Origin of the sequence: Isoptericola aurantiacus (genome assembly GCF_044769875.1) — a bacterium.
Taxonomy (GTDB): domain Bacteria; phylum Actinomycetota; class Actinomycetes; order Actinomycetales; family Cellulomonadaceae; genus Isoptericola; species Isoptericola aurantiacus.
Window position 1 is genome coordinate 244,095 of sequence record NZ_JBJBAE010000005.1, and the last position, 18,995, is coordinate 263,089.

An 18,995-nucleotide genomic window follows, 5' to 3' on the forward strand; every position below is an offset into this window, starting at 1 on the left:
CTTCCGATTCACCGATCATAGGCGCGAATTCCATTCCGCACAGGATGACGACCACAATCTTCACAGGATAAGGAAAGCCTTACCGCAGTGGAATTCAATTAGGAAAGAGGGCCATTCTGTAATTCAGTCCCGCGACGGGGACGGGCGCCACAGCACGAGCGCACCGCCGCGCTCGGACGGCATCTCGACGTCGAGCCGCAGCTCGGAGCGTCGGACGCGCCTGCCGAGGGGCACGGCGACGACGTCTCCGCCCGTGCCGGCGGCGAAGACGCGGCCGTCGGCACGTTCCCGTTCCGCGACCAGATGGGTCATGCGCGCCAGCCGGTCCTCCAGGACCGCGACGTGCTGCTCGAGGTCGAGGATGCGCTTCACACCGGCGAGGTTGATCCCCTCGTCCTGCGCGAGCCGCTGCACCTCCAGCAGGCGGGCGACGTCGCGTCGCGAGTAGCGCCGCCCGCGACCGCGGGTGCGGCGGGGCGTGACGAGTCCGAGCCGGTCGTACTGCCGCAGCGTCTGGGGATGCATCCCCGACAGCTGGGCAGCCTGCGACACGGTCAGCACGGGTGCGTCGTCCGTGACCATCTCGACCTCCCTGGTGGCTCGAGGCTACTGCGCGGCACGTGCGGCCAGCTCGGCCCGGACGTCGTCGCTGCCGGCCTGCTCGGCGAACTCCTCGAGCGCCTTCTTCGCCGCGCGGCTGAGCTTCTGCGGGACCACCACCTGGACGGTCACCAGCAGGTCGCCCGCACGCTTCGCCGTGGTGACACCGCGACCCTTCACCCGCAGCACCCTGCCCGACGGCGTCCCCGACGGGATCTTGAGACGGACCGGGTCACCCGTGAGCGTGGGCACCTCGACCGTGGTGCCGAGCGTCGCCTCCGTGAAGGTCACCGGAAGGGTCATGCGCAGGTTGAGTCCGTCGATCGAGAAGACCGGGTGCGGTTCGACGTGGATCGCGATGAACAGGTCGCCCGCCGGGCCGCCGTTCATCCCGGGGCGGCCCTTGCCGCGCAGGCGGATCTTCTGCCCGTCGTGCACGCCCGCGGGGATGCGGGCCGTCATCGACCGGCCGTCCACGGTGAGCTCGACCGTGGTGCCCTCGACCGCGGCACGGAACGGGAGCGTGGCCTTGGTCTCGACGTCGGCACCCTTCTGGCGCTGGGGGCCGCCGAACCCTGCCTGGCGCCCGCCGCCGCCCATGCCGAACATCGAGCCCAGGATGTCCTCGAAGCCCGCGCCACCGGCCTGCTGGTACTGCACCCGCGGGCCGCCCGGGCCACCGGCGCGACCGGTGCCGCCGCCGAACATCGAGCCGAACACGTCCTCGAAGCCCGCCGGGCCACCGCCGCCCGGGCCCCCGGCGAACCGGGCGCCACCGCCCGCCATCGAGCGCAGCGCGTCGTACTGCTGCTTCTGCTCGGCGTCGGAGAGCACCGCGTAGGCCTCGCCGATCTCCTTGAACCGCGACTCGGCGGCGGCGTTCCCCGGGTTCTGGTCGGGGTGGTACTGGCGGGCCAGCTTGCGGTACGCCTTCTTGATGTCCGCCTGGTCGGCGTCCTTGGGAACGCCGAGCGCGGCGTAGAAGTCCTTCTCGATCCAGTCCTGGCCGGTCACGACGTTCCTTTCTCTGCGGTGCCCGCGAGATCGACGTACCCGTACTCAGATCGACGTACGGTACGTCGATCTCGATCCGGGTAGGTCGATCTCGCGGGCGGTTGCTCAGAGGCGAGCGTTCACTCCGGTCCGACGACGCCCACGCGGGCGGCCCGGACCACCTTCTCGCCGATGCGGTACCCCGGCTCGACCACCAGGTTCACCGTGGTGGACTCCACCGCCGCGTCCGTGTTGTGCATGAGCGCCTCGTGCACGGTGGGGTCGAACTCCTCGCCCACGGCGCCGAACCGCTCGACGCCGAACTTGGCCAGCGAGGCGTCGAGCTTCTCCGCGATGGCCGCCATCGGACCGGACAGCTCGGCGTGCTGCTTGGCACGCTCGATGTCGTCCAGCACCGGCAGCAGCGCCGCCAGCACGTCCTGCGTGCCCTGCGTCCGCGCGGCCTCCTGGTCGCGCAGCGCACGGTTGCGGTAGTTGGTGAAGCTCGCCCGCTCCCGCTGGAGCGCGTCGAGGTTCTCCGCCGCCTGGGCCTTGGCCGCCAGCAGCTCGGAGTCCTCCGCGGCCTCCCCCGCCGGGTCGAAGTCGAGCGCCTCGAGCGGGTCGCCCGCGTCCGACGACGCCGTGGCGCCGCCCTCGGCCGGGGTGCCGCCGTCGGGCGTCTCGCGCTTGTGGCCCGTGGTCGGGTCGACCTTGCGCTTGTCCGTGAAGTGGAAGGGGGTGTCCCCCGAGCCGCCGTCCTGCGGCTCGGGGGCGCCCTGCGTGTCGTCAGACGTCACTGGGAGTCCTTCTTGTCGTCCTCGTCGTCCACGATCTCGGCGTCGACGACGTCCTCGTCGCTGTCGGTCGACGTGGTGTCGTCGCCCGCACCGGGGGTCGCACCCTCGGCGCCGGCGTCCGCGCCCGCGGCCTGCTCGGCCGAGTAGAGCGCCTCGCCGATCTTCTGCGAGGACGTGCCGAGCTTCTCGTAGGCGGACTTGACGGCCTCGGTGTCCTCACCCTCCAGGGCGGTCTTCACCGCGGCCACGTCCGCCTCGACCTCGGAGACGACGTCGGCCGGCAGCTTGTCGCGGTTGTCCGCGATCTGCTTGTCCATCGCGTAGGCGAACGACTCGGCCTGGTTGCGCGTCTCGGCGTCCTCGCGGCGCTTCTTGTCCTCCTCGGCGTGCTCCTCGGCCTCCTTGACCATGCGGTCGATGTCCTCCTGCGGCAGGGCGGAGCCGCCGGTGATCTTCATCGACTGCTCGGTCCCGGTGCCGCGGTCCTTGGCGGACACGTGCACGATGCCGTTGGCGTCGATGTCGAAGGTGACCTCGACCTGCGGGACGCCGCGGGGGGCGGGGGCGATGCCGGTGAGCTCGAAGGTGCCCAGCGGCTTGTTGTCCCGGGTGAACTCGCGCTCGCCCTGGAAGACCTGGATCGCCACCGACGGCTGGTTGTCCTCGGCCGTCGAGAAGATCTCGCTGCGCTTGGTCGGGATGGCCGTGTTGCGCTCGATGAGCTTGGTCATCACGCCACCCTTGGTCTCGATGCCGAGGGACAGCGGGGTGACGTCGATGAGCAGCACGTCCTTGCGCTCACCGCCGATGACGCCGGCCTGCAGGGCCGCGCCGACGGCGACGACCTCGTCCGGGTTGACGCCCTTGTTGGGCTCCTTGCCACCGGTCAGCTCGCGCACGACGTCGGCCACGGCCGGCATGCGGGTGGACCCGCCGACCAGCACGACGTGGTCGATGTCCGACACGGACACGCCGGCGTCGCGGATGACCGCGTGGAACGGCTGCTTGGTCCGGTCGATGAGGTCCTGCGTCATCTGCTGGAACTGCGCCCGGGTGAGCTTCTCGTCCAGGTGGACGGGGCCGTTCTCGCTCATGGACAGGTACTGCATCGAGATGTTGGTGCTCGTCGCGCTCGAGAGCTCCTTCTTGGCCTGCTCGGCCGCCTCGCGCAGACGCTGCAGGGCGATCTTGTCCTTGGACAGGTCGACGCCCTCGGTGTTCTTCACCTGCTTGATGAGGTGCTCGACGATCCGCTGGTCCCAGTCGTCGCCACCGAGGCGGTTGTCACCGGAGGTCGCGCGGACCTGGATCGTGGAGAAGTCGTCCTCGTCCTTGCCCACCTCGAGCAGGGAGACGTCGAACGTGCCGCCGCCGAGGTCGAAGACGAGGATGAGCTCGTCCTCCTTGCCGCGGTCGAGCCCGTAGGCCAGGGCGGCCGCGGTGGGCTCGTTGACGATGCGCTGCACGTTGAGGCCGGCGATCTGCCCGGCGTCCTTCGTGGCCTGACGCTCGGCGTCGTTGAAGTAGGCCGGGACGGTGATGACCGCGTCGGTGACGGGCTCGCCCAGGTACTCCTCGGCGTCGCGCTTGAGCTTGCCGAGGATGCGGGCGCTGATCTCCTGCGCCGAGTACTTCTTGTCGTCGATCTCCTGCGACCAGTCGGTGCCCATGTGGCGCTTGACGGAGGAGATGGTGCGGTCGACGTTGGTGACGGCCTGCCGCTTGGCGACCTCACCGACGAGGACCTCGCCGGTCTTGGAGAACGCGACCACGGACGGGGTGGTGCGAGCGCCCTCGGCGTTCGCGATGACGGTGGGCTCGCCGCCCTCCAGGACGGTGACCACCGAGTTGGTGGTACCGAGGTCGATGCCGACTGCTCGAGCCATGACGGTCTCCTTCACGTTGGGGGTTGAGTCGTCTGCACTCAACTTAAGACGTCCGGCGCCAGGTGTCCAACCGGGACGGTTCAAAGTTGAGTCTGCATGGCTCAACACCACGCGCAGGGCATCTGTTCCCGCAGGTCGGCGCCGCTGTCCGCTCGCAGCGAAGGTGCGGATCTCCATCGAACCCGACGACGGCCACAGGAACCTGCCGACGGTCACGCATCCCACTGCTGGTCGCTACGCTGACGGCGTGCTGATCTGGGTGAACGGGACCTTCGGGGCCGGCAAGACGCACACGGTCGCCGAGCTGCACCGGCGCCTTGCGGGCAGCCTGATCGTCGATCCCGAGCAGGTCGGCTACGGGATGCAACGGCTGGTGCCGCCGTCGTACCGCCCCGACTTCCAGGAGTTCGTCTCGTGGCGGACCGGCGTGGTCGAGGTGCTCGACATGATCCTGCAGCGGCACGACGGGCACGTCCTCGTCCCGATGACGGTCACAGATCGACGCTACTTCGACGAGACTGTCGGGCGGCTGCGGAGGATCGGGCACGACGTCCGGCACGTCACGCTGCTGGCGGCGCCCGAGAAGATCGTCGCCAGGCTGGCCGCGCGAGGTCTGGGCGGCGGTCGACTCGCGGATGCGCTCGGCCTGCGCCGGCTGGCTCTCCGCCGGGAGCAGTGGGCCGTCGAACGCGTGATCACGAACCTTGAGCGCCTCAGCGCTCCGGATTTCGCGGAGCACCTCACCACCGACCACCTGACGGTGCCACAGGTCGCGGCGCAGGTCGCCGCAGCGTGCGGGCTGGAGCTCGCGGCCGGCGACGCCGGCCGCGTGCGCCGCGCGGTGCGGCGCACGCGGACCACCTGGGAGCACCTGGGGCCTCGTTGACACGAGGCGCACGGTGCACGCACGGTGCGCGGTGCACCGTGAGCCCTTGGCCGGAGGCGGCGGACGTGTCAGCCCCGCTGGTAGTCCGCGTCGGTGACGTGCTCGAGCCAGGTGACGACCTGGCCGTTCTCGTCGGCCTCCTGGATCGCGACGTGGGCCATGAACCGGTCGGGAGTGGCGCCGTGCCAGTGCTCCTCACCGGGCTCGATGTCGACGACGTCGCCGGGACGGATCTCCTGCACCTCGCCGCCACGCCGGGCCACGTAGCCGATGCCGTCGGTGACGTAGAGCGTCTGGCCCTGGGGGTGGTGGTGCCAGGCGGTCCGCGCGCCCGGAGCGAACCGCACGTGGGCGCACCCGACGGCGGACTGATCGTCCGGGTCCCGGATCGGGTCGATGTAGACGGTTCCGGTGAACCAGTCCTGCGGCCCGGCGGCGGTCTGGCCGCCGCTTCGAGTGAGCTTCATGATTCGGCCTTTCTCCTGGTCGGTGGGGTCAGAGTGTCAGCAGCACCTTGGTCGCGCGGCGCTCGTCCATGGCCCGGTAGCCCTCGGCGGCCCGGTCGAGCGGCAGCGTCAGGTCGAAGACCTTGCCGGGGTCGATCGTGCGGTCCCAGATGAGCTGGATCAGCTCGGGCAGGAACCGGCGCACCGGCGCGGGGCCGCCCAGCACCTGCACCTGGGAGAAGAACAGCAGCTCGCCGGGCAGCTGGACGTCGTGGGCGACACCGACGAACCCGACGTTGCCGCCCGGCCGTGCCGAGCTGATGGCCTGCACCATGGACTCCTGGGTCCCGACGGCCTCGATGACGCTGTGCGCGCCGAGCCCGTCGGTGAGCTCCTTGATCCGCGCCACGCCCGCCTCACCCCGCTCGGCGACGACGTCGGTGGCGCCGAAGTGCCGCGCGAGCTCCTGACGGTCCGTGTGACGCGACATGGCGATGATGCGCTCGGCGCCGAGCTGCTTGGCCGCCAGGACACCCATGAGCCCGACGGCGCCGTCACCGACCACGGCGACGGTCCGCCCCGGGCCGGCCTGGGCGGCCACGGCCGCGAACCAGCCGGTGCCCAGCACGTCGGAGGCCGCGAGCAGGTGCGGGATCAGGTCCGGGTCGGGCTGACCCGGGGTCGCGACGAGCGTGCCGTCCGCGAACGGGATGCGGGCCTTCTCCGCCTGGGTGCCGATCGCGCCGTCGACGAAGATGCGGTGCACGCAGCTCGACGGGAACCCGGCCCGGCAGATCTCGCAGGTGCCGTCCGAGATGACGAACGAGCCGACCACGAAGTCCCCGGGCTCGACGGTGGTGACCTCGGCACCGACCTCCTCGACGACACCCACGTACTCGTGGCCCATCGTCGCGTGGTCGACAGGGTCGGCGCCGCGGTACGGCCACAGGTCCGACCCGCAGATGCAGGTCGCCGCCAGCCGGATCACCGCGTCGGTCGGCTCGACGATGCGCGGGTCCTCGCGCTCCTCCACCCGGACGTCCCCGGGGCCGTGCATGATCACTCCGCGCATGTGTCTCTCCTTCGGTCGTGACCACCAGACTGCGCCCGCTCCCCACGCCGCGGGAGTCCCTGCCGAGGGGTGTACCCGCAGAGCACCCCCCGGCACGGACTCCCCGCCCGGTCGATCCCGGCCTACCGTGGGTCCATGGACAACCGAGCGGACGTGCGCGAGTTCCTCATGTCGCGCCGCGCCAAGATCACGCCGGCGGCGGCGGGCGTCGTCGGCGGGGCCAACCGGCGGGTGCCGGGTCTGCGGCGCAGCGAGGTCGCCGCGCTGGCCGGGGTCAGCGTCGAGTACTACGCCAAGCTCGAACGCGGCGCGATCGGTGGCGCCTCGGCCGCCGTCCTGGACGCCCTCGCGGACGCCCTGCAGCTCGACGAGCCCGAGCGCGCCCACCTGCTCGACCTGGCCCGCGCGGCCGACGGCGTCCCGTCGTCGGGTCGGGCCCGCCGCCGGGCGACCCGGCCTGCGGCACCGCGACCCAGCCTGCAGTGGGCCCTGGCCGCGATCACGGACGGCGTCGCGTTCGTCCGCGACCAGCACCAGGACCTGCTCGCCACCAACCCGCTGGGCCGCGCCTTCTACTCGCCCGTGATCGGCGACGGCGGCCGCACACCCAACCTCGCGCGGTTCCAGTTCCTGGACCCCGCCGCCCGCGACTTCTACCCCGACTGGGACCTGTTCGCCGAGATGTGCGTCGCGATCATGCGCGCCGAGGCCGGCCGCGACCCCCACGACAAGGGCCTGCAGGACCTCGTCGGTGAGCTGTCCACCCGCAGCGACACGTTCCGGCGCCTCTGGGGCGCCCACGACGTGCGCACCCACGGCGCCGGCACCAAGCGGTTCCACCACCCCGTCGTCGGCGAGCTCACCCTCGCCTACGAGGAGCTCGCCATCACCGCCGAACCCGGCCAGGTCCTCATGGTCTACACCGCCGAACCCGGCTCGCCGTCCGCCGAACGACTGCACCTGCTCGCGTCGTGGGCGGCCGACGCCGCCCCCGCGACGCACGCCGGACGGGACCGGTGACGGCCCACCACCGCACGTCACTCCTGCGCTCCGGGCAACGGACCACTACGGTGTGCCCATGACCGCAGCAGCGCCGAACCGCGGACAGGAGATCGCCGACACCGAGCGCACCGCGGTGATCGTGGAGGACGACGACGACGTGCGGGCACTGCTCGAGGAGGTCCTCAGCCAGGCGGGCTTCGAGATCAGCTCCGCCCCCGACGGTCGCACCGGCGTGGAGCTCGTGGAGCGGATCGACCCCCTGGTCACCACGCTGGACGTCAGCCTGCCGGACATCGACGGGTACGAGGTCTGCCGACGCATCCGTGCCGTCTCGGACACGATCATCGTCATGCTCACGGCGCGGACCGACGAGATCGACACGCTCATGGGCCTGGACGCCGGCGCGGACGACTACCAGACCAAGCCGTTCCGCCCCCGGGAGCTGCGGGCACGGATCGAGGCGATCGTGCGACGCCAGCGCCGGGCGGGCGCCGCGTCCCCGGCCCCGTCCCCGGCCGCGGGCCGCACCGCCGCCGACGGGCTCGCCGTCGACCCGGCCGCACGGACCGTCGCGGTGGACGACGTCGCGGTCCACCTCACGCGCAGCGAGTTCGACCTGCTGGCCGCCCTCGCGGGAGAACCGGGGCGCGTGCTCACCAAGGACGCCCTCGTCCGGGTGCTGTGGGGCGACGAGTACGACGTCGGGACTCCGGTCACGAGTGCCGACCACCGCCGTGTCGAGGTCCACCTGGCCAACCTCCGCCGCAAGATCGGCGACGACCCCGGCTCACCACGGTGGATCCGGACGGTCCGTGGGGTGGGTTACCGCCTCGACCAGGGGGCCTGAGTGAGGACCGTCCGCACCAGGCCCGCCGCCACCTGCGCCTCGGCGATCATGTCCCGGGCCAGGTATCGAGAGGTCTCGGCGTCGTCCGCGGACGTCGCCCCCAGCATGGCCTGACAGCGCCACGTGATCTCGGCGAACTTCTCCAGGCCGAGCATCACCGCCGAGCTGTGGAGGGTCAGCAGCCGCACGCGGGACGTGTCGTCGTCGCCCGACACCAGGGCCCGCCGGCAGGAGGAAAGGCGGCGGGGCAGCAGATCGAGCCAGATCGTGGCGAAGCGCTGCACCGCGCGTTCGTCGCCGCCGAGCTCGTCGGCCAGCTCGTGCCACGTCAGGGCGACCGTCATCAGGTCGCGGGAGCTGCTCAGGGCACTGGTCTCGACCAGCGCCCGCGCCGGTGTGCGGGGGAACACGTCGGCGCGGGCGGTGACCTGAGCGTCACGGTCGGTACGTGCGCCGCGGGGCTCGGTCGAAGAGGTCACGTCAACGACTCTGACGCCCTCACCTCTGCCCGACCTCTCGCTCCCCGCAGGTCTGGCTCAGGAATTCGTCAAGATGTCCGTCACGGGCTCCCGGCACCCTCGACGCGGAGCCGTTCGAGCGCGTCCCGGGCGCCGTCGTCCGCGGTGCCGTCGTCCGCGGTGCCGTCGCCCGGGACGCCGGCCTCCAGGACGCTCTCCAGGTCGCGGGCCGCCTCGGCGAGGTCGACGTCCCCGAAGGTCCCGGCGGACCCGGCGATGGCATGGCTCAGCCGGAGGGCCTCGTCGCGGACCGCCCGGTCGGCGACCGATCCGTCCGGCCCGAGGAGCGCCACGAGCCGCTCGACGCGCGCCCGGTTGCGGAGGCGCGCGGTGCGCGCGATCTCGGCCACCGCCGTCTCCAGGCGCTCGTCGTCCTCGGACCGGGGCGTCCTGCCGTTCACCGGGTCCACCCCAGGGCGCCGGCGAGCTGGTCCGCAAGGCCCAGCGGGTCGAACGGCTTGGTGATCACCGCGGCGGCGCCCAGTCCGTCGAGCCGCGAGATGTCCCGGGTCCCGACCTTGGCGGTGAGGAAGGCGACCGGGATGTCCCGGAGGACGTCGATCTCGCGCAGGTGCGCCAGGACCGCGGGTCCGTCCATCGAGGGGAGCATGACGTCCAGCAGGATGGCGTCCGGGCGGACTCGGCACGCCAGCTCGACGCCCTCCGCACCGTCACCCGCCGCATACGTGTCATGGCCTCCCACCGCGGAGAGCGCGAGGGTCGCGACCTCCCGGATCGACGGGTCGTCATCGATGATCAGCACCACACGCCGCCGTCTGCTCGTCACGGGTCGACAACCCCCATCCGCTCTCGTTCCCTCACCACGACCGTAGCGCGAGGCGACCGTCGGCGCGCACCGCCCGCCTCCCGGCGGCCGGAGCGCACCGCGCGGCCGGAGCGCACCGCCCGGGGCACTCGCCTACGCTCGGGCCATGGAGGACGCCCGACAAGCCACCCTGCGGGCCCACGGCAGGTTCGTGCGCTGGTGCTGGTTCGCCGGGACGGCGCTGGCCGTCCTCGTCGTCGTCCTGGCCGGCCCGTTCGACGCGGCGGTCCGCGAGCAGGTGTCGCGCGCCGCGATCGGTGCCGCCGGTGTGCTGGCCGCCTGGAGCTGCGGCTGGCGGGCGGTCCGCTCCACCGGACGACGCCGGCGGGCCTGGGGCGCGCTGTCGCTCGGGGCGGTGGTGGGCCTGCTCGGCAACGTGTGGGCCGCCGTCGCGGGCGACCCGGCCACGGGCGACGTCGCCTACATCGCGGCGCTCGGCCTCGGCGTCGTCGGGCTCGCGTTCTTCCCGAGGGTCCGGCCACGGGGTCAGGACCTCGTGCGCATGCTCCTCGACAGCGTGGTCGTGGGCGGTTCGGTCCTCTACATCGCGGTGTTCGCCGTCGTGCTCGACGGACCCGCCTGGGCCGCGACGTCGGCGCTGACCGCCTACGCGCTCCCGGTGGTCGACGCCCTGCTGGCCACGCTCGCCGTCCTGGTGATGACCCGCTCCAGCGCGGCGGAACGTGTCCCGCTGGTGCTCGTGGGCGGCGGCTTCGTGCTCTATGCCGTGGCGGACGTCGCGTTCGCGCTCCTGGCCGCCGGCGGCAGCTTCACGTTCGGCAGCGTCGTCGACGCCGGCTGGGTCGGCGGGTACGTCGCCATCGCCGTCGCCGCCCGCCATCCGGCGGCGGGCAGCCCGGTCACGGACCGCCGTTCCGACGGGTCCCCCGTCCTGGGCACCGTCGTGACCTTCGGCCTGTTCCTCGCGGCGTCCCTGGTCCGGGTCGGCCAGGCCGGCCGCGACATGCCCTGGATCGCGAACACGCTCTGGGTGGCGGTGCTCGTCGCCGTCGTCGTCCGGCAGATCCTCGTCGTCGTGGACAACGAGTCGCTGCGCCACGGGCTGGAACGACGGGTCTCCGAGCGCACCGCGCAGCTGCGCGCCCTCGCGGGCGAGCGGGCCCGCACGCTGGAGTCGGTGGCCGACGGGATCTACGGCGTCGACCCCGCCGGTCGCGTGACGTTCGTCAACGCGGCCGGGGCACGGACGCTCGGTGCGCAGCCCGACGACCTCGTGGGGCACGAGGCGCACTCCCTGTTCCACGCCACGGCCGAGGACGGCACCGTCCCCCCGGTCGAGCACTGCTACATCACCGAGGCCGTCCGCGACGGGCTCACGGCCACCGCCGAGCAGGACGTCTACCGGCGGCTCGACGGCAAGGACGTGCCCGTCGAGGTCACGGCGAGCCCTCTGCGGGACGACGGCGCGATCCGCGGCGCGGTCGTCGTCTTCCGTGACATCACCGAGCGGCGCGAGATGGAGCGGCTCAAGGACGAGTTCGTCTCCGTGGTCTCGCACGAGCTGCGCACGCCCCTGACCTCGATCCGCGGCGCGCTCGGGCTCCTGGACAGCGGACTCCTGGCGGGGTCTCCGGACCGTGCGGAGCGGATGGTCCGGGTCGCGCTGAACAGCAGCGAACGGCTGAGCAGGCTGATCGACGACATCCTCGACATCGAGCGGATGGCGACCGGGTCCACGACGTTGGAGCTGGCCGAGCACCGTGTGCGCGACCTCGTCGCGACGGCGATCGACCAGGTCGCCGTCCTCGCCGCCGACGCCGGGGTGACGATCGTCCCGGTCGACTCCGACGAGGCGGTGGACGCCGACGCCGACCGGATCGTCCAGACTCTCACCAACCTGTTGTCGAACGCGGTGAAGTTCTCGCCCCGGGGCGGCACGGTGCGGGTGCACGCCGACCCGGTCGGCGACCTGATCGAGGTGCGCGTCGACGACGAGGGCCGCGGGATCCCGGCGGACAAGCTGGAGACCATCTTCGGACGGTTCGAGCAGGTGGACGCCTCGGACGCGCGGGAGCGGGGCGGGACGGGACTCGGGCTGCCCATCGCGCGCAGCGTCGTCGAGCGGCACGGAGGGCGGATCTGGGCCGTCAGCGAGGGCCCCGGCCGGGGTTCGAGCCTGCGGTTCACGCTGCGCCGGGCGAGCACCGGGGCCGGGCGCCCGGACGGGGACGAGGCACCGCGTCACGAGCAGGTCGTCGTCAGCCCGCAGCCGACCGGGGAGGTGCCCGTCGTCGGCACGGTCGAGCGGCCGCGGGTCGCCGTCGTCGACGACGACCCCGCCGTCGTGGACGCCCTGCGGTCCGCCCTGGCGGTGCACGGGTACGAGGCCCTCGGCGTGACCGGGGGCGACGAGCTCGTCCGGCTGGTCGGGGACGCGGCCCCCGCGGCCGTCGTGCTCGGTCTGTCGGGCCCCGGCGCCGACGGGACCGCGGCGCTGGCGGCCCTGCGCGCCGATGCCGCGACGGCACACGTCCCGGTCGTGGTCGTCTCCGGAAGCGACCCGGCGGACGCCCCTGAGGTGGCGAGGCTGGTCGACGGCTGGCTCGTCGAACCGGTCGACGCGACCCGGCTGTCGCGCACCGTTCACGAGGCGGTGGCCGGGACACGGCATCATGGCACCTCCAACGCCCCCAGCCCGTGACCGCACCACCACCGAGGACTGAACCGATGACCGACCCCCTCACCATCCACGTCAGCGCCGGGACCGGCGTCGGGCGGACCACGCTGTCGGCCTTCGACGCCGCCCTGGTCGCCGCCGGCGTCGGCGACTTCAACCTCGTCCGGCTCAGCTCGGTCATCCCGCCGGCCAGCAGGGTCGTCGAGGTGGACGGTCCCGACCAGATCGCCGGGGAGCACGGCGACGCCCTGTACTGCGTCTACGCCGAGTCCCACGCCTCGCTGCCGGGGCACGAGGCGTGGGCAGGGGTCGCCTGGTCGCTGCGCGAGGACGGCAGCGGTGCCGGTCTCTTCGTCGAGCACGAGGGCCCCTCGCAGGAGCAGGTCGCCGTGGACCTGTCCCACAGTCTCGAGGACCTCTCGGCCGTCCGCGGCGGCGTCTACCGGCCGGCCGGACGGCAGATCACGGGCATCGCGTGCGACACGCTGCCGGTCTCCGCCGTCGTCGTCGCGACGTTCCGGCGCGCCGGGTGGGGAGAGCGCGACCGGTGAGCGCCGACGTCTCGTTCGAGCCCACCGTCGACGCCGCGACCGCCGACCGCTTCTGGGACCTGTACCTGCAGGCGTTCGAACCGCTGCGGACCCGAGCGGCCGCCCGGCACGTGCTGCACCGCGCGGAGTTCGACGAGGAGATGTCCGATCCGCGCGTGCTCAAGCTGCTCGCCCACGACGAGGACGGGCAGGCCGTGGGACTCACCACCCTGGCCACCGACCTGGCCGCGGTGCCGTGGATCAGCCCCGAGTTCTTCGCCGCCCGGTACCCGGAGCACGCCGCCCGCGGCGCCGTCTGGTACGTCGGGTTCACGCTCGCGCACCCGGGACGGCGCGCCACCCGCACCTTCATGGACATGATCGACGCCCTGGTGGCCCACCTGGCCGAGCACCGGGTCGTGTGCGCCTACGACGTCTCCCGGTTCAACGACGACGGTCTCCGGTTCGCCGACAACCTGCGCCGGCACCTGGAGCGGACGCAGGACGTCACCGTCGAGACCGTGGACCGCCAGACGTACTACGCCACGACGTTCCACTGAGACTCCGCCGCGACGCCCGTGCCCGTCGCGACAGCTGCGCGACGCCGCGGCAGCCGGTCCCCGGCTACCGCACCCGGGCGACGGCGAACCCGTCCCAGCCCTTGGAGCCCACGGTCTGCAGGGCGGTCCCCTCCAGCCGGGGGTCCGTCCCGATCGCGTGCAGGAATCCGCGCACCCCCTGCACGCCCGGGTCCGGGCTGCCCGGGTCGGCGACGCCCCCGCCGCGCACGACGTTGTCGCCGACGATCACGCTGCCCGGCCGGACCAGGCGCATCGCCAGGTCCAGGTAGGCGGGCATGCTCGCCTTGTCGGCGTCGAGGAACACCAGGTCGTACGGCTCGACGCCGGTGTCCGCCAGGCGGGCCACGACGTCGAGCGCGGGGCCGACCTCGACGTCGACGTGCGCGGCCACGCCGGCACGGTCGAGGTTCTGCCGGGCCACCTCCGCGTGCCGCGGGTCGAGCTCGACGGTCGTCACGTGCCCGTGCGGACCGACGGCGCGAGCCAGCCAGATCGTGCTGTACCCGGCGAGCGTGCCGAGCTCGAGCACCCGCCGCGCCCCGGCGACCTGCGCGAGGAACGACAGGAAGGCGCCCTGGTTCGGCGCCACCTCGATGGGCGGGAGCCCGTGCTCGCGGGCCGAGGCACGCGCCGCCACCAGGGCGTCGTCCTCGGCGACGGTCTCGGCGACGAGGTAGGAGTCGACGTCGCGCCACTGCGTCTCGGGATCCATGCCTCGATCCTGGCACGCCGAGGTCGCGAGGCCACTCCCGGGGTGGACAGACGTGCACGAGGCGTTCACAGGTCCGGCCCTCCCCCGTGACCCGCACCCCGTACGGTGGGGCCATCCGCACGACGAGCACCTGCTCACCATCTCGGCTGAGAAGTCGACACCGACCTCAGCGAGGACGTCCATGACATCTGCCGCACTCCGCGCCGACAACGCCGTCACCAGCACGTATGCCGCCCTGTCGCGCACGGTCCGGGACGCCGGCCTGCTGCACCGCACCCACTCCTACTACCTGTGGACGCTCGGTGTGCTCACGGCGGCCCTCGGCGGCGTGGTCACCGGGTTCGTCCTGCTGGGCGACTCGTGGTTCCAGCTCCTCATGGCCGGGGCGCTCGGCCTGATCCTGACCCAGTTCGCGTTCGTCGCCCACGAGGCCTCGCACCGCCAGGTCTTCGAGTCGGGACCCCGGAACGACCGCGTGGGCCGCCTCCTGGCCAACGGCGTCGTCGGGATCAGCTACTCGTGGTGGATGACCAAGCACACGCGCCACCACGCCAACCCGAACAAGGTCGGCAAGGACCCGGACATCGCGAACGACACGATCGTCTTCACCGAGGACGGCGCCCGGGAGCACCGCGGCTTCCTCGCGCTGATCACCCGCTTCCAGGGGTGGCTGTTCTTCCCGCTGCTCACGCTCGAGGGCCTCAACCTGCACGCCACCTCGATCCGCTCGCTGTTCTCCGGACCGCCCAGCACCCTGCGCGCCCGCATCCAGGAGCTGACGATCATCACCCTGCGGCTGGCGGCCTACCTCACGGCGGTCTTCTGGGTGCTCCCCCTGGGCATGGCCTTCGCGTTCGTCGGCGTCCAGATGGCCGTCTTCGGCGTGTACATGGGGGCCTCGTTCGCGCCGAACCACAAGGGCATGACGATCGTCCCCGCGAACAGCAAGCTCGACTTCCTGTCCAAGCAGGTGCTCACCTCCCGCAACATCCGCGGCGGGTGGTTCATGAGCATCCTCATGGGGGGTCTCAACTTCCAGATCGAGCACCACCTGTTCCCGAGCATGCCGCGGCCCCACCTGGCCCGCGCCCGGGAGATCGTCAAGGAGCACTGCCTCCACCTCGGGCTGCCGTACACCGAGACCAGCCTCGCGAGGTCGTACGTGATCGTGGTGAACTACCTCAACCGGGTCGGCCTGGCCGCGCGCGACCCGTTCGACTGCCCGATGTTCCACCAGCTGCGCAAGCAGTGACGCCGCACCGCGGGTGGCCGCCGGCGGCACGGCCGGTGGTTCGGCGTCTCCCCGCACGGACCGACCCGCTCGGCTAGGTTCGCCCCATGGAGCATGCCGACGCCGCCGCCGACGACCCCGGACGCTCGACGTTGCTGCGGTGGGGCCGGCGCGCGTGGGCGTTCGTCGGGATCGCGCTCGCCGCCGTCACGGTCTACCTGGGCATGTCGGCGATCTCGGGCCTCGTGGTGCCGCTGATCATCGCGCTCGTCGTCGGGGCGCTGTTCGCGCCCCTGTGCACCCTGCTCGGCCGGTGGATGCCGCGACCGCTGGCCGCTCTGGTGGTGCTGCTCGGTCTCGTAGTGGTCGCCGTCGGCACGATCGTGCTCGCCGTGCGCGGGGTCGTCGAGCAGGCGGCGGAGATCGGTAACCAGCTCAGCGAGGGCTTCGACGCGCTGCTGGCGTGGCTGCAGGACGCCGGCATCACCATCCCCGGCCTCGACGACGCCGACGACGCGACCGAGGGCCTGCCCGCGTGGGGCACGACGCTGCTGTCCGGCTTCAGCGCACAGCTCGGCAGCGTGTTCTCCGGGACGGCCGCCCTGATCATGGGCACGTTCGTCGGCGTGTTCCTGCTCTACTTCGTGCTCGCGGACTGGGACCTGCTGATGCGCTGGTCGGCGCGCCACCTCGGTGTGCGCGAGGACGTCGGCGCCGGGATCATCGACGACGGCACCTGGGCCATGCGCCGGTACTTCGTGGCCCTGAGCGCCTCCAGCGTCGTGGTGTCGGTCCTCGTGGGTGCCGCCGCCTGGTTCCTCGACCTGCCGCTGGCCCTGACGATCGCCGTCGTCACCTTCATCACCTCCTACGTGCCGTTCCTCGGGGCGATCGTCTCGGGTGCCTTCGCCGTGCTCATCGCGCTCGGGTCCGGTGGCACGGCAGCGGCGCTGATCATGCTCGTGGTGATCCTCGTGGCGCAGAACGGCGTGCAGACGATCATCCAGACGTTCATGACGCAGGGCGCGCTCAAGCTGCACCCGATCGTCATCCTCGGTTCCACGATCGCCGGGGGCGCCCTGTTCGGGCTGCTCGGTGCGGCGCTGTCGACTCCGATCGTCGCGATCGCCATCAAGATCGTCGAGCGTTTCCGCGCGCTGGGGGCCACTCCGGTCGGGTCCGACGTCGGGGATCCTCACGCTTCAGCGGCCGATGCGTGAGGTTCCCCGACGCCGCCCGTAGGATCGGACGATGCTCTCCTCGTTGCGCCGCGGCGTCGCGCGCCTCTACTGGCGCCTCAGCCGCTGGACCCTGCGCAGCGAGCCGGTGCCGCCGCGGGCCGGCATCCTCGTCGGCGCCCCCCACACGTCCAACTGGGACTTCGTGCTCATGCTCGCCATCGCCTGGCGGCTCGACATCGACGTGCGGTGGCTGGGCAAGCACACCCTGTTCGCCGGCTGGAGGGGTCCGGTCATGCGGTGGCTGGGCGGCATCCCCGTCGACCGCCGCGACCCGTCCCGGGTGGTGGCCGACGTCCTGCAGCGGGTGTCCCGGGGCGAGGTCTTCCACCTGGTGGTCACCCCGGAGGGCACGCGGTCCGGCGACGGCTGGAAATCCGGCTTCTACCGCATCTCCCGCGAGGCGGGCCTGCCCGTGACCCTGGGCTACGTGGACCGCACCACGCTGACCACGGGGCTGGGGCCCACGCTGGACCTCACCGGAGACGTCGCGGCCGACATGGACCGCATCCGTGCCTTCTACGCGGACAAGGCCGGGTTCAACCCCGCGCTGCGCACCGAACCACGGCTGCGCTCCGAGACCCCCGGTGCCGACGCCGACGACGCACCCACCGGCTGACCGCCGCCATGACCCTCCCCGTCCCCCTGGTCGACGGCGTGACCCTGCGCCTCCTGCGGCCCGACGACGGCCCCGCGCTCGCGGCGGCCTACGCCCGCAACCGCGAGCACCTCGCCCCCTGGGAACCGGTGCGTCCCGACGCCTTCTGGACCGCCGCCCGGCAGACGGCGCAGGTCGGGGTCGCGCTGAGCGAGCACGCCGCCGGCCGCGGCTGTCCCCTCGTCCTGGACGACGACGGCGCGATCGTGGGCAGGCTGAACGTCTCCGACGTCGTCGGGGGCGCCTTCCTCAACGGGCACCTCGGCTACTGGGTCGATGCCGCCCGGACCGGTCGGGGGCTGATGAGCGCGGCCGTGCGCGCCGCCGTCGACCTGGCTCGTGACGATCTCGGGCTGCACCGGCTCCAGGCGGCGACCCTGCCGCACAACGCCGCCTCGCAACGGGTGCTCGACCGGGCCGGGTTCACCCGGATCGGCGTCGCGTCCCGGTACCTGCGCATCGCGGGCGAGTGGCAGGACCACGTCCTGTTCCAACGGATCCTGGACGACCCGCCGACGTCGACGGGCTGACCCGGCCGGACCGGCCCGGGACGTACCCGCCCGGCCGCCTTCGGGGGAAGGGGCGGCCGGGCGGGAACCCGTGGTGGTCAGCGCTGGGCGTGCGCCACGAGGAGGGGGCACCGGGCGTTGCGGCCGAGGCGGTCGGCGTCCGAGCGCAGGAGCCGCCCCACGATCGGCGAGTGCCGGCGTCCGCCGACCACGACCAGGTCGTGCGCGCCGATCCGGCGGCCGAGCACGTCGACCACGGAGCCGTGCGCCATCTCGATGGACCACTCGACCGAGGGGTACTTGTCGTGCCAGCGCCCCAGCTCCTCCTCGAGGCGGGTGGTCGCCTCGTCCTGGTAGCGGTGCACCCAGGCGGTCTCCATCGCGTACGGGCCCGCGATGAACTCCGACTCGAGCGCGTGGACGACCACCAGCGGGCTGCCGGCCTGGTGCGCCTCGTCGAACGCCAGGTCGAGCACGCGACCCAGGTGGTCGTCGAAGTCCACCGCGGCCACGACGCGCCGCACCGGGCCGACGACGTCGCCCGGGCACGCCGAGCTCTCGGCGACGGGGTCGTACGGCACGACGGCCACCGGACCCTTCGCCATCGCCGACACCGCGGCCGACACCGAACCCAGCACCATCCGGTCGAGGCCGTGCAGGCCGCGGCGCCCCACGACGACGAGGTCGCTCGTCCCGGACAGCTCGACGAGCGCCCCGGCGGCGGACCCGCGCTCGGTGCGCCATCCGACGTCGTCGGCGGCCGGCACCTCGCCGGCGCAACGCTCGCGGGCCTCGGCCAGCCGGTCGGCCGCGCGGGCGATGACGTCCTCGGCCTCGTCCTTCAGCGCCTCGGGGCCGATGCCGTACGCGTCTGCTCCCGGGGTGGTCGTCACCTCGTAGACGTTCACGACCGTCAGCCGGGTGTGGCGTCGGACGGCCTCCGCGGCCGCCCAGTCGAGCGCCTGGTTGCTGGGGGCCGAGCCGTCGACACCGACAACCACTCCTTCACGCCTGGTGTTCATGGC

At 72.6% G+C, this 18,995-nt stretch carries 21 protein-coding genes; 10 read left to right on the plus strand and 11 right to left on the minus strand.

From position 1 onward, the window contains the following. Positions 1-123: 123 nt before the first annotated feature. The 4 genes from ACIQLL_RS14860 to dnaK all read right to left on the minus strand — a co-directional run bounded on the left by ACIQLL_RS14860 (position 124) and on the right by dnaK (position 4,276). On the minus strand, positions 124-582 hold the full coding sequence (locus tag ACIQLL_RS14860) for a heat shock protein transcriptional repressor HspR (RefSeq protein WP_402468679.1): 459 nt from the start codon (positions 580-582) through the stop codon (positions 124-126). A gap of 24 nt (positions 583-606) precedes the next feature. Further along, positions 607-1,614 (minus strand): DnaJ C-terminal domain-containing protein, encoded by a 1,008-nt coding sequence (locus ACIQLL_RS14865; protein WP_402468682.1) that lies wholly within the window; start codon positions 1,612-1,614, stop codon positions 607-609. 119 nt (positions 1,615-1,733) lie between these two features. Continuing rightward, complete coding sequence (gene grpE / locus ACIQLL_RS14870; protein ID WP_402468684.1) at positions 1,734-2,390, minus strand: nucleotide exchange factor GrpE; 657 nt, start codon at positions 2,388-2,390, stop codon at positions 1,734-1,736. Then, complete coding sequence (dnaK, locus tag ACIQLL_RS14875; protein ID WP_402468686.1) at positions 2,387-4,276, minus strand: molecular chaperone DnaK; 1,890 nt, start codon at positions 4,274-4,276, stop codon at positions 2,387-2,389. Before dnaK ends, grpE begins: the two co-directional genes overlap by 4 nt. 247 nt (positions 4,277-4,523) lie before the next feature. Between dnaK and ACIQLL_RS14880 the strand changes: the two genes are divergently transcribed. Beyond that, on the plus strand, positions 4,524-5,162 hold the full coding sequence (locus tag ACIQLL_RS14880; RefSeq protein WP_402468688.1) for an AAA family ATPase: 639 nt from the start codon (positions 4,524-4,526) through the stop codon (positions 5,160-5,162). A gap of 68 nt (positions 5,163-5,230) precedes the next feature. Here ACIQLL_RS14880 and ACIQLL_RS14885 read toward each other — a convergent pair whose 3' ends face one another. Continuing rightward, positions 5,231-5,629, minus strand: coding sequence for a (R)-mandelonitrile lyase (locus ACIQLL_RS14885; RefSeq protein WP_402468690.1), 399 nt, complete (start codon positions 5,627-5,629; stop codon positions 5,231-5,233). Between the two features lie 28 nt (positions 5,630-5,657). Continuing rightward, positions 5,658-6,680 carry a zinc-dependent alcohol dehydrogenase family protein gene (locus ACIQLL_RS14890; RefSeq protein WP_402468693.1) on the minus strand — a complete coding sequence of 341 codons (1,023 nt, stop codon included), beginning with the start codon at positions 6,678-6,680 and terminating at the stop codon, positions 5,658-5,660. A gap of 135 nt (positions 6,681-6,815) precedes the next feature. Between ACIQLL_RS14890 and ACIQLL_RS14895 the strand changes: the two genes are divergently transcribed. Next, on the plus strand, positions 6,816-7,700 hold the full coding sequence (locus tag ACIQLL_RS14895) for an MmyB family transcriptional regulator (protein ID WP_402468695.1): 885 nt from the start codon (positions 6,816-6,818) through the stop codon (positions 7,698-7,700). A gap of 58 nt (positions 7,701-7,758) precedes the next feature. Then, on the plus strand, positions 7,759-8,529 hold the full coding sequence (locus ACIQLL_RS14900) for a response regulator transcription factor (protein ID WP_402468698.1): 771 nt from the start codon (positions 7,759-7,761) through the stop codon (positions 8,527-8,529). Here the strand turns inward: ACIQLL_RS14900 and ACIQLL_RS14905 are convergent. The 3 genes from ACIQLL_RS14905 to ACIQLL_RS14915 all read right to left on the minus strand — a co-directional run bounded on the left by ACIQLL_RS14905 (position 8,505) and on the right by ACIQLL_RS14915 (position 9,834). Further along, positions 8,505-9,008 carry a hypothetical protein gene (locus tag ACIQLL_RS14905; protein WP_402468701.1) on the minus strand — a complete coding sequence of 168 codons (504 nt, stop codon included), beginning with the start codon at positions 9,006-9,008 and terminating at the stop codon, positions 8,505-8,507. The two genes, ACIQLL_RS14900 and ACIQLL_RS14905, sit on opposite strands and share 25 nt — an antisense overlap. A gap of 80 nt (positions 9,009-9,088) precedes the next feature. Then, positions 9,089-9,448 (minus strand): Hpt domain-containing protein, encoded by a 360-nt coding sequence (locus ACIQLL_RS14910; RefSeq protein WP_402468703.1) that lies wholly within the window; start codon positions 9,446-9,448, stop codon positions 9,089-9,091. Then, complete coding sequence (locus tag ACIQLL_RS14915) at positions 9,445-9,834, minus strand: response regulator (protein WP_402468705.1); 390 nt, start codon at positions 9,832-9,834, stop codon at positions 9,445-9,447. Before ACIQLL_RS14915 ends, ACIQLL_RS14910 begins: the two co-directional genes overlap by 4 nt. Positions 9,835-9,979: 145 nt before the next feature. Here ACIQLL_RS14915 and ACIQLL_RS14920 point away from each other — a divergent pair, with 145 nt between their 5' ends. Genes ACIQLL_RS14920 through ACIQLL_RS14930 form a run of 3 tightly spaced genes read left to right on the plus strand, consistent with a single transcriptional unit; the run spans position 9,980 to position 13,601 of the window. Beyond that, positions 9,980-12,535, plus strand: a complete 2,556-nt coding sequence (locus ACIQLL_RS14920) for an ATP-binding protein (protein ID WP_402468708.1) — start codon at positions 9,980-9,982, stop codon at positions 12,533-12,535. A gap of 26 nt (positions 12,536-12,561) precedes the next feature. After that, the gene (locus ACIQLL_RS14925) at positions 12,562-13,062 is read left to right on the plus strand and encodes a pyruvoyl-dependent arginine decarboxylase (protein WP_402468710.1); all 501 of its coding nucleotides are present in this window, start codon (positions 12,562-12,564) and stop codon (positions 13,060-13,062) included. Continuing rightward, the gene (locus ACIQLL_RS14930) at positions 13,059-13,601 is read left to right on the plus strand and encodes a hypothetical protein (RefSeq protein ID WP_402468713.1); all 543 of its coding nucleotides are present in this window, start codon (positions 13,059-13,061) and stop codon (positions 13,599-13,601) included. The genes ACIQLL_RS14925 and ACIQLL_RS14930 overlap by 4 nt, the downstream gene beginning before the upstream one ends. A 64-nt stretch (positions 13,602-13,665) precedes the next feature. On the opposite strand, the gene ACIQLL_RS14935 is transcribed toward ACIQLL_RS14930, so the two are convergent. Next, entirely contained in the window at positions 13,666-14,334 is a 669-nt protein-coding gene (locus ACIQLL_RS14935; protein ID WP_402468715.1) for an O-methyltransferase, read from the minus strand. A gap of 181 nt (positions 14,335-14,515) precedes the next feature. Here ACIQLL_RS14935 and ACIQLL_RS14940 point away from each other — a divergent pair, with 181 nt between their 5' ends. The 4 genes from ACIQLL_RS14940 to ACIQLL_RS14955 all read left to right on the plus strand — a co-directional run bounded on the left by ACIQLL_RS14940 (position 14,516) and on the right by ACIQLL_RS14955 (position 17,991). Then, on the plus strand, positions 14,516-15,586 hold the full coding sequence (locus tag ACIQLL_RS14940; RefSeq protein WP_402468717.1) for a fatty acid desaturase family protein: 1,071 nt from the start codon (positions 14,516-14,518) through the stop codon (positions 15,584-15,586). Positions 15,587-15,672: 86 nt separating this feature from the next. Further along, positions 15,673-16,785 (plus strand): AI-2E family transporter, encoded by a 1,113-nt coding sequence (locus ACIQLL_RS14945; RefSeq protein ID WP_402468719.1) that lies wholly within the window; start codon positions 15,673-15,675, stop codon positions 16,783-16,785. Positions 16,786-16,816: 31 nt separating this feature from the next. Beyond that, positions 16,817-17,422: a 1-acyl-sn-glycerol-3-phosphate acyltransferase gene (locus ACIQLL_RS14950; RefSeq protein ID WP_402468722.1), complete on the plus strand. Its 606-nt coding sequence runs from the start codon at positions 16,817-16,819 to the stop codon at positions 17,420-17,422. A gap of 8 nt (positions 17,423-17,430) precedes the next feature. Beyond that, entirely contained in the window at positions 17,431-17,991 is a 561-nt protein-coding gene (locus ACIQLL_RS14955; protein ID WP_402468725.1) for a GNAT family N-acetyltransferase, read from the plus strand. Positions 17,992-18,068: 77 nt separating this feature from the next. Here ACIQLL_RS14955 and ACIQLL_RS14960 read toward each other — a convergent pair whose 3' ends face one another. Continuing rightward, complete coding sequence (locus ACIQLL_RS14960) at positions 18,069-18,992, minus strand: universal stress protein (protein WP_402468728.1); 924 nt, start codon at positions 18,990-18,992, stop codon at positions 18,069-18,071. Positions 18,993-18,995 lie beyond the last annotated feature (3 nt).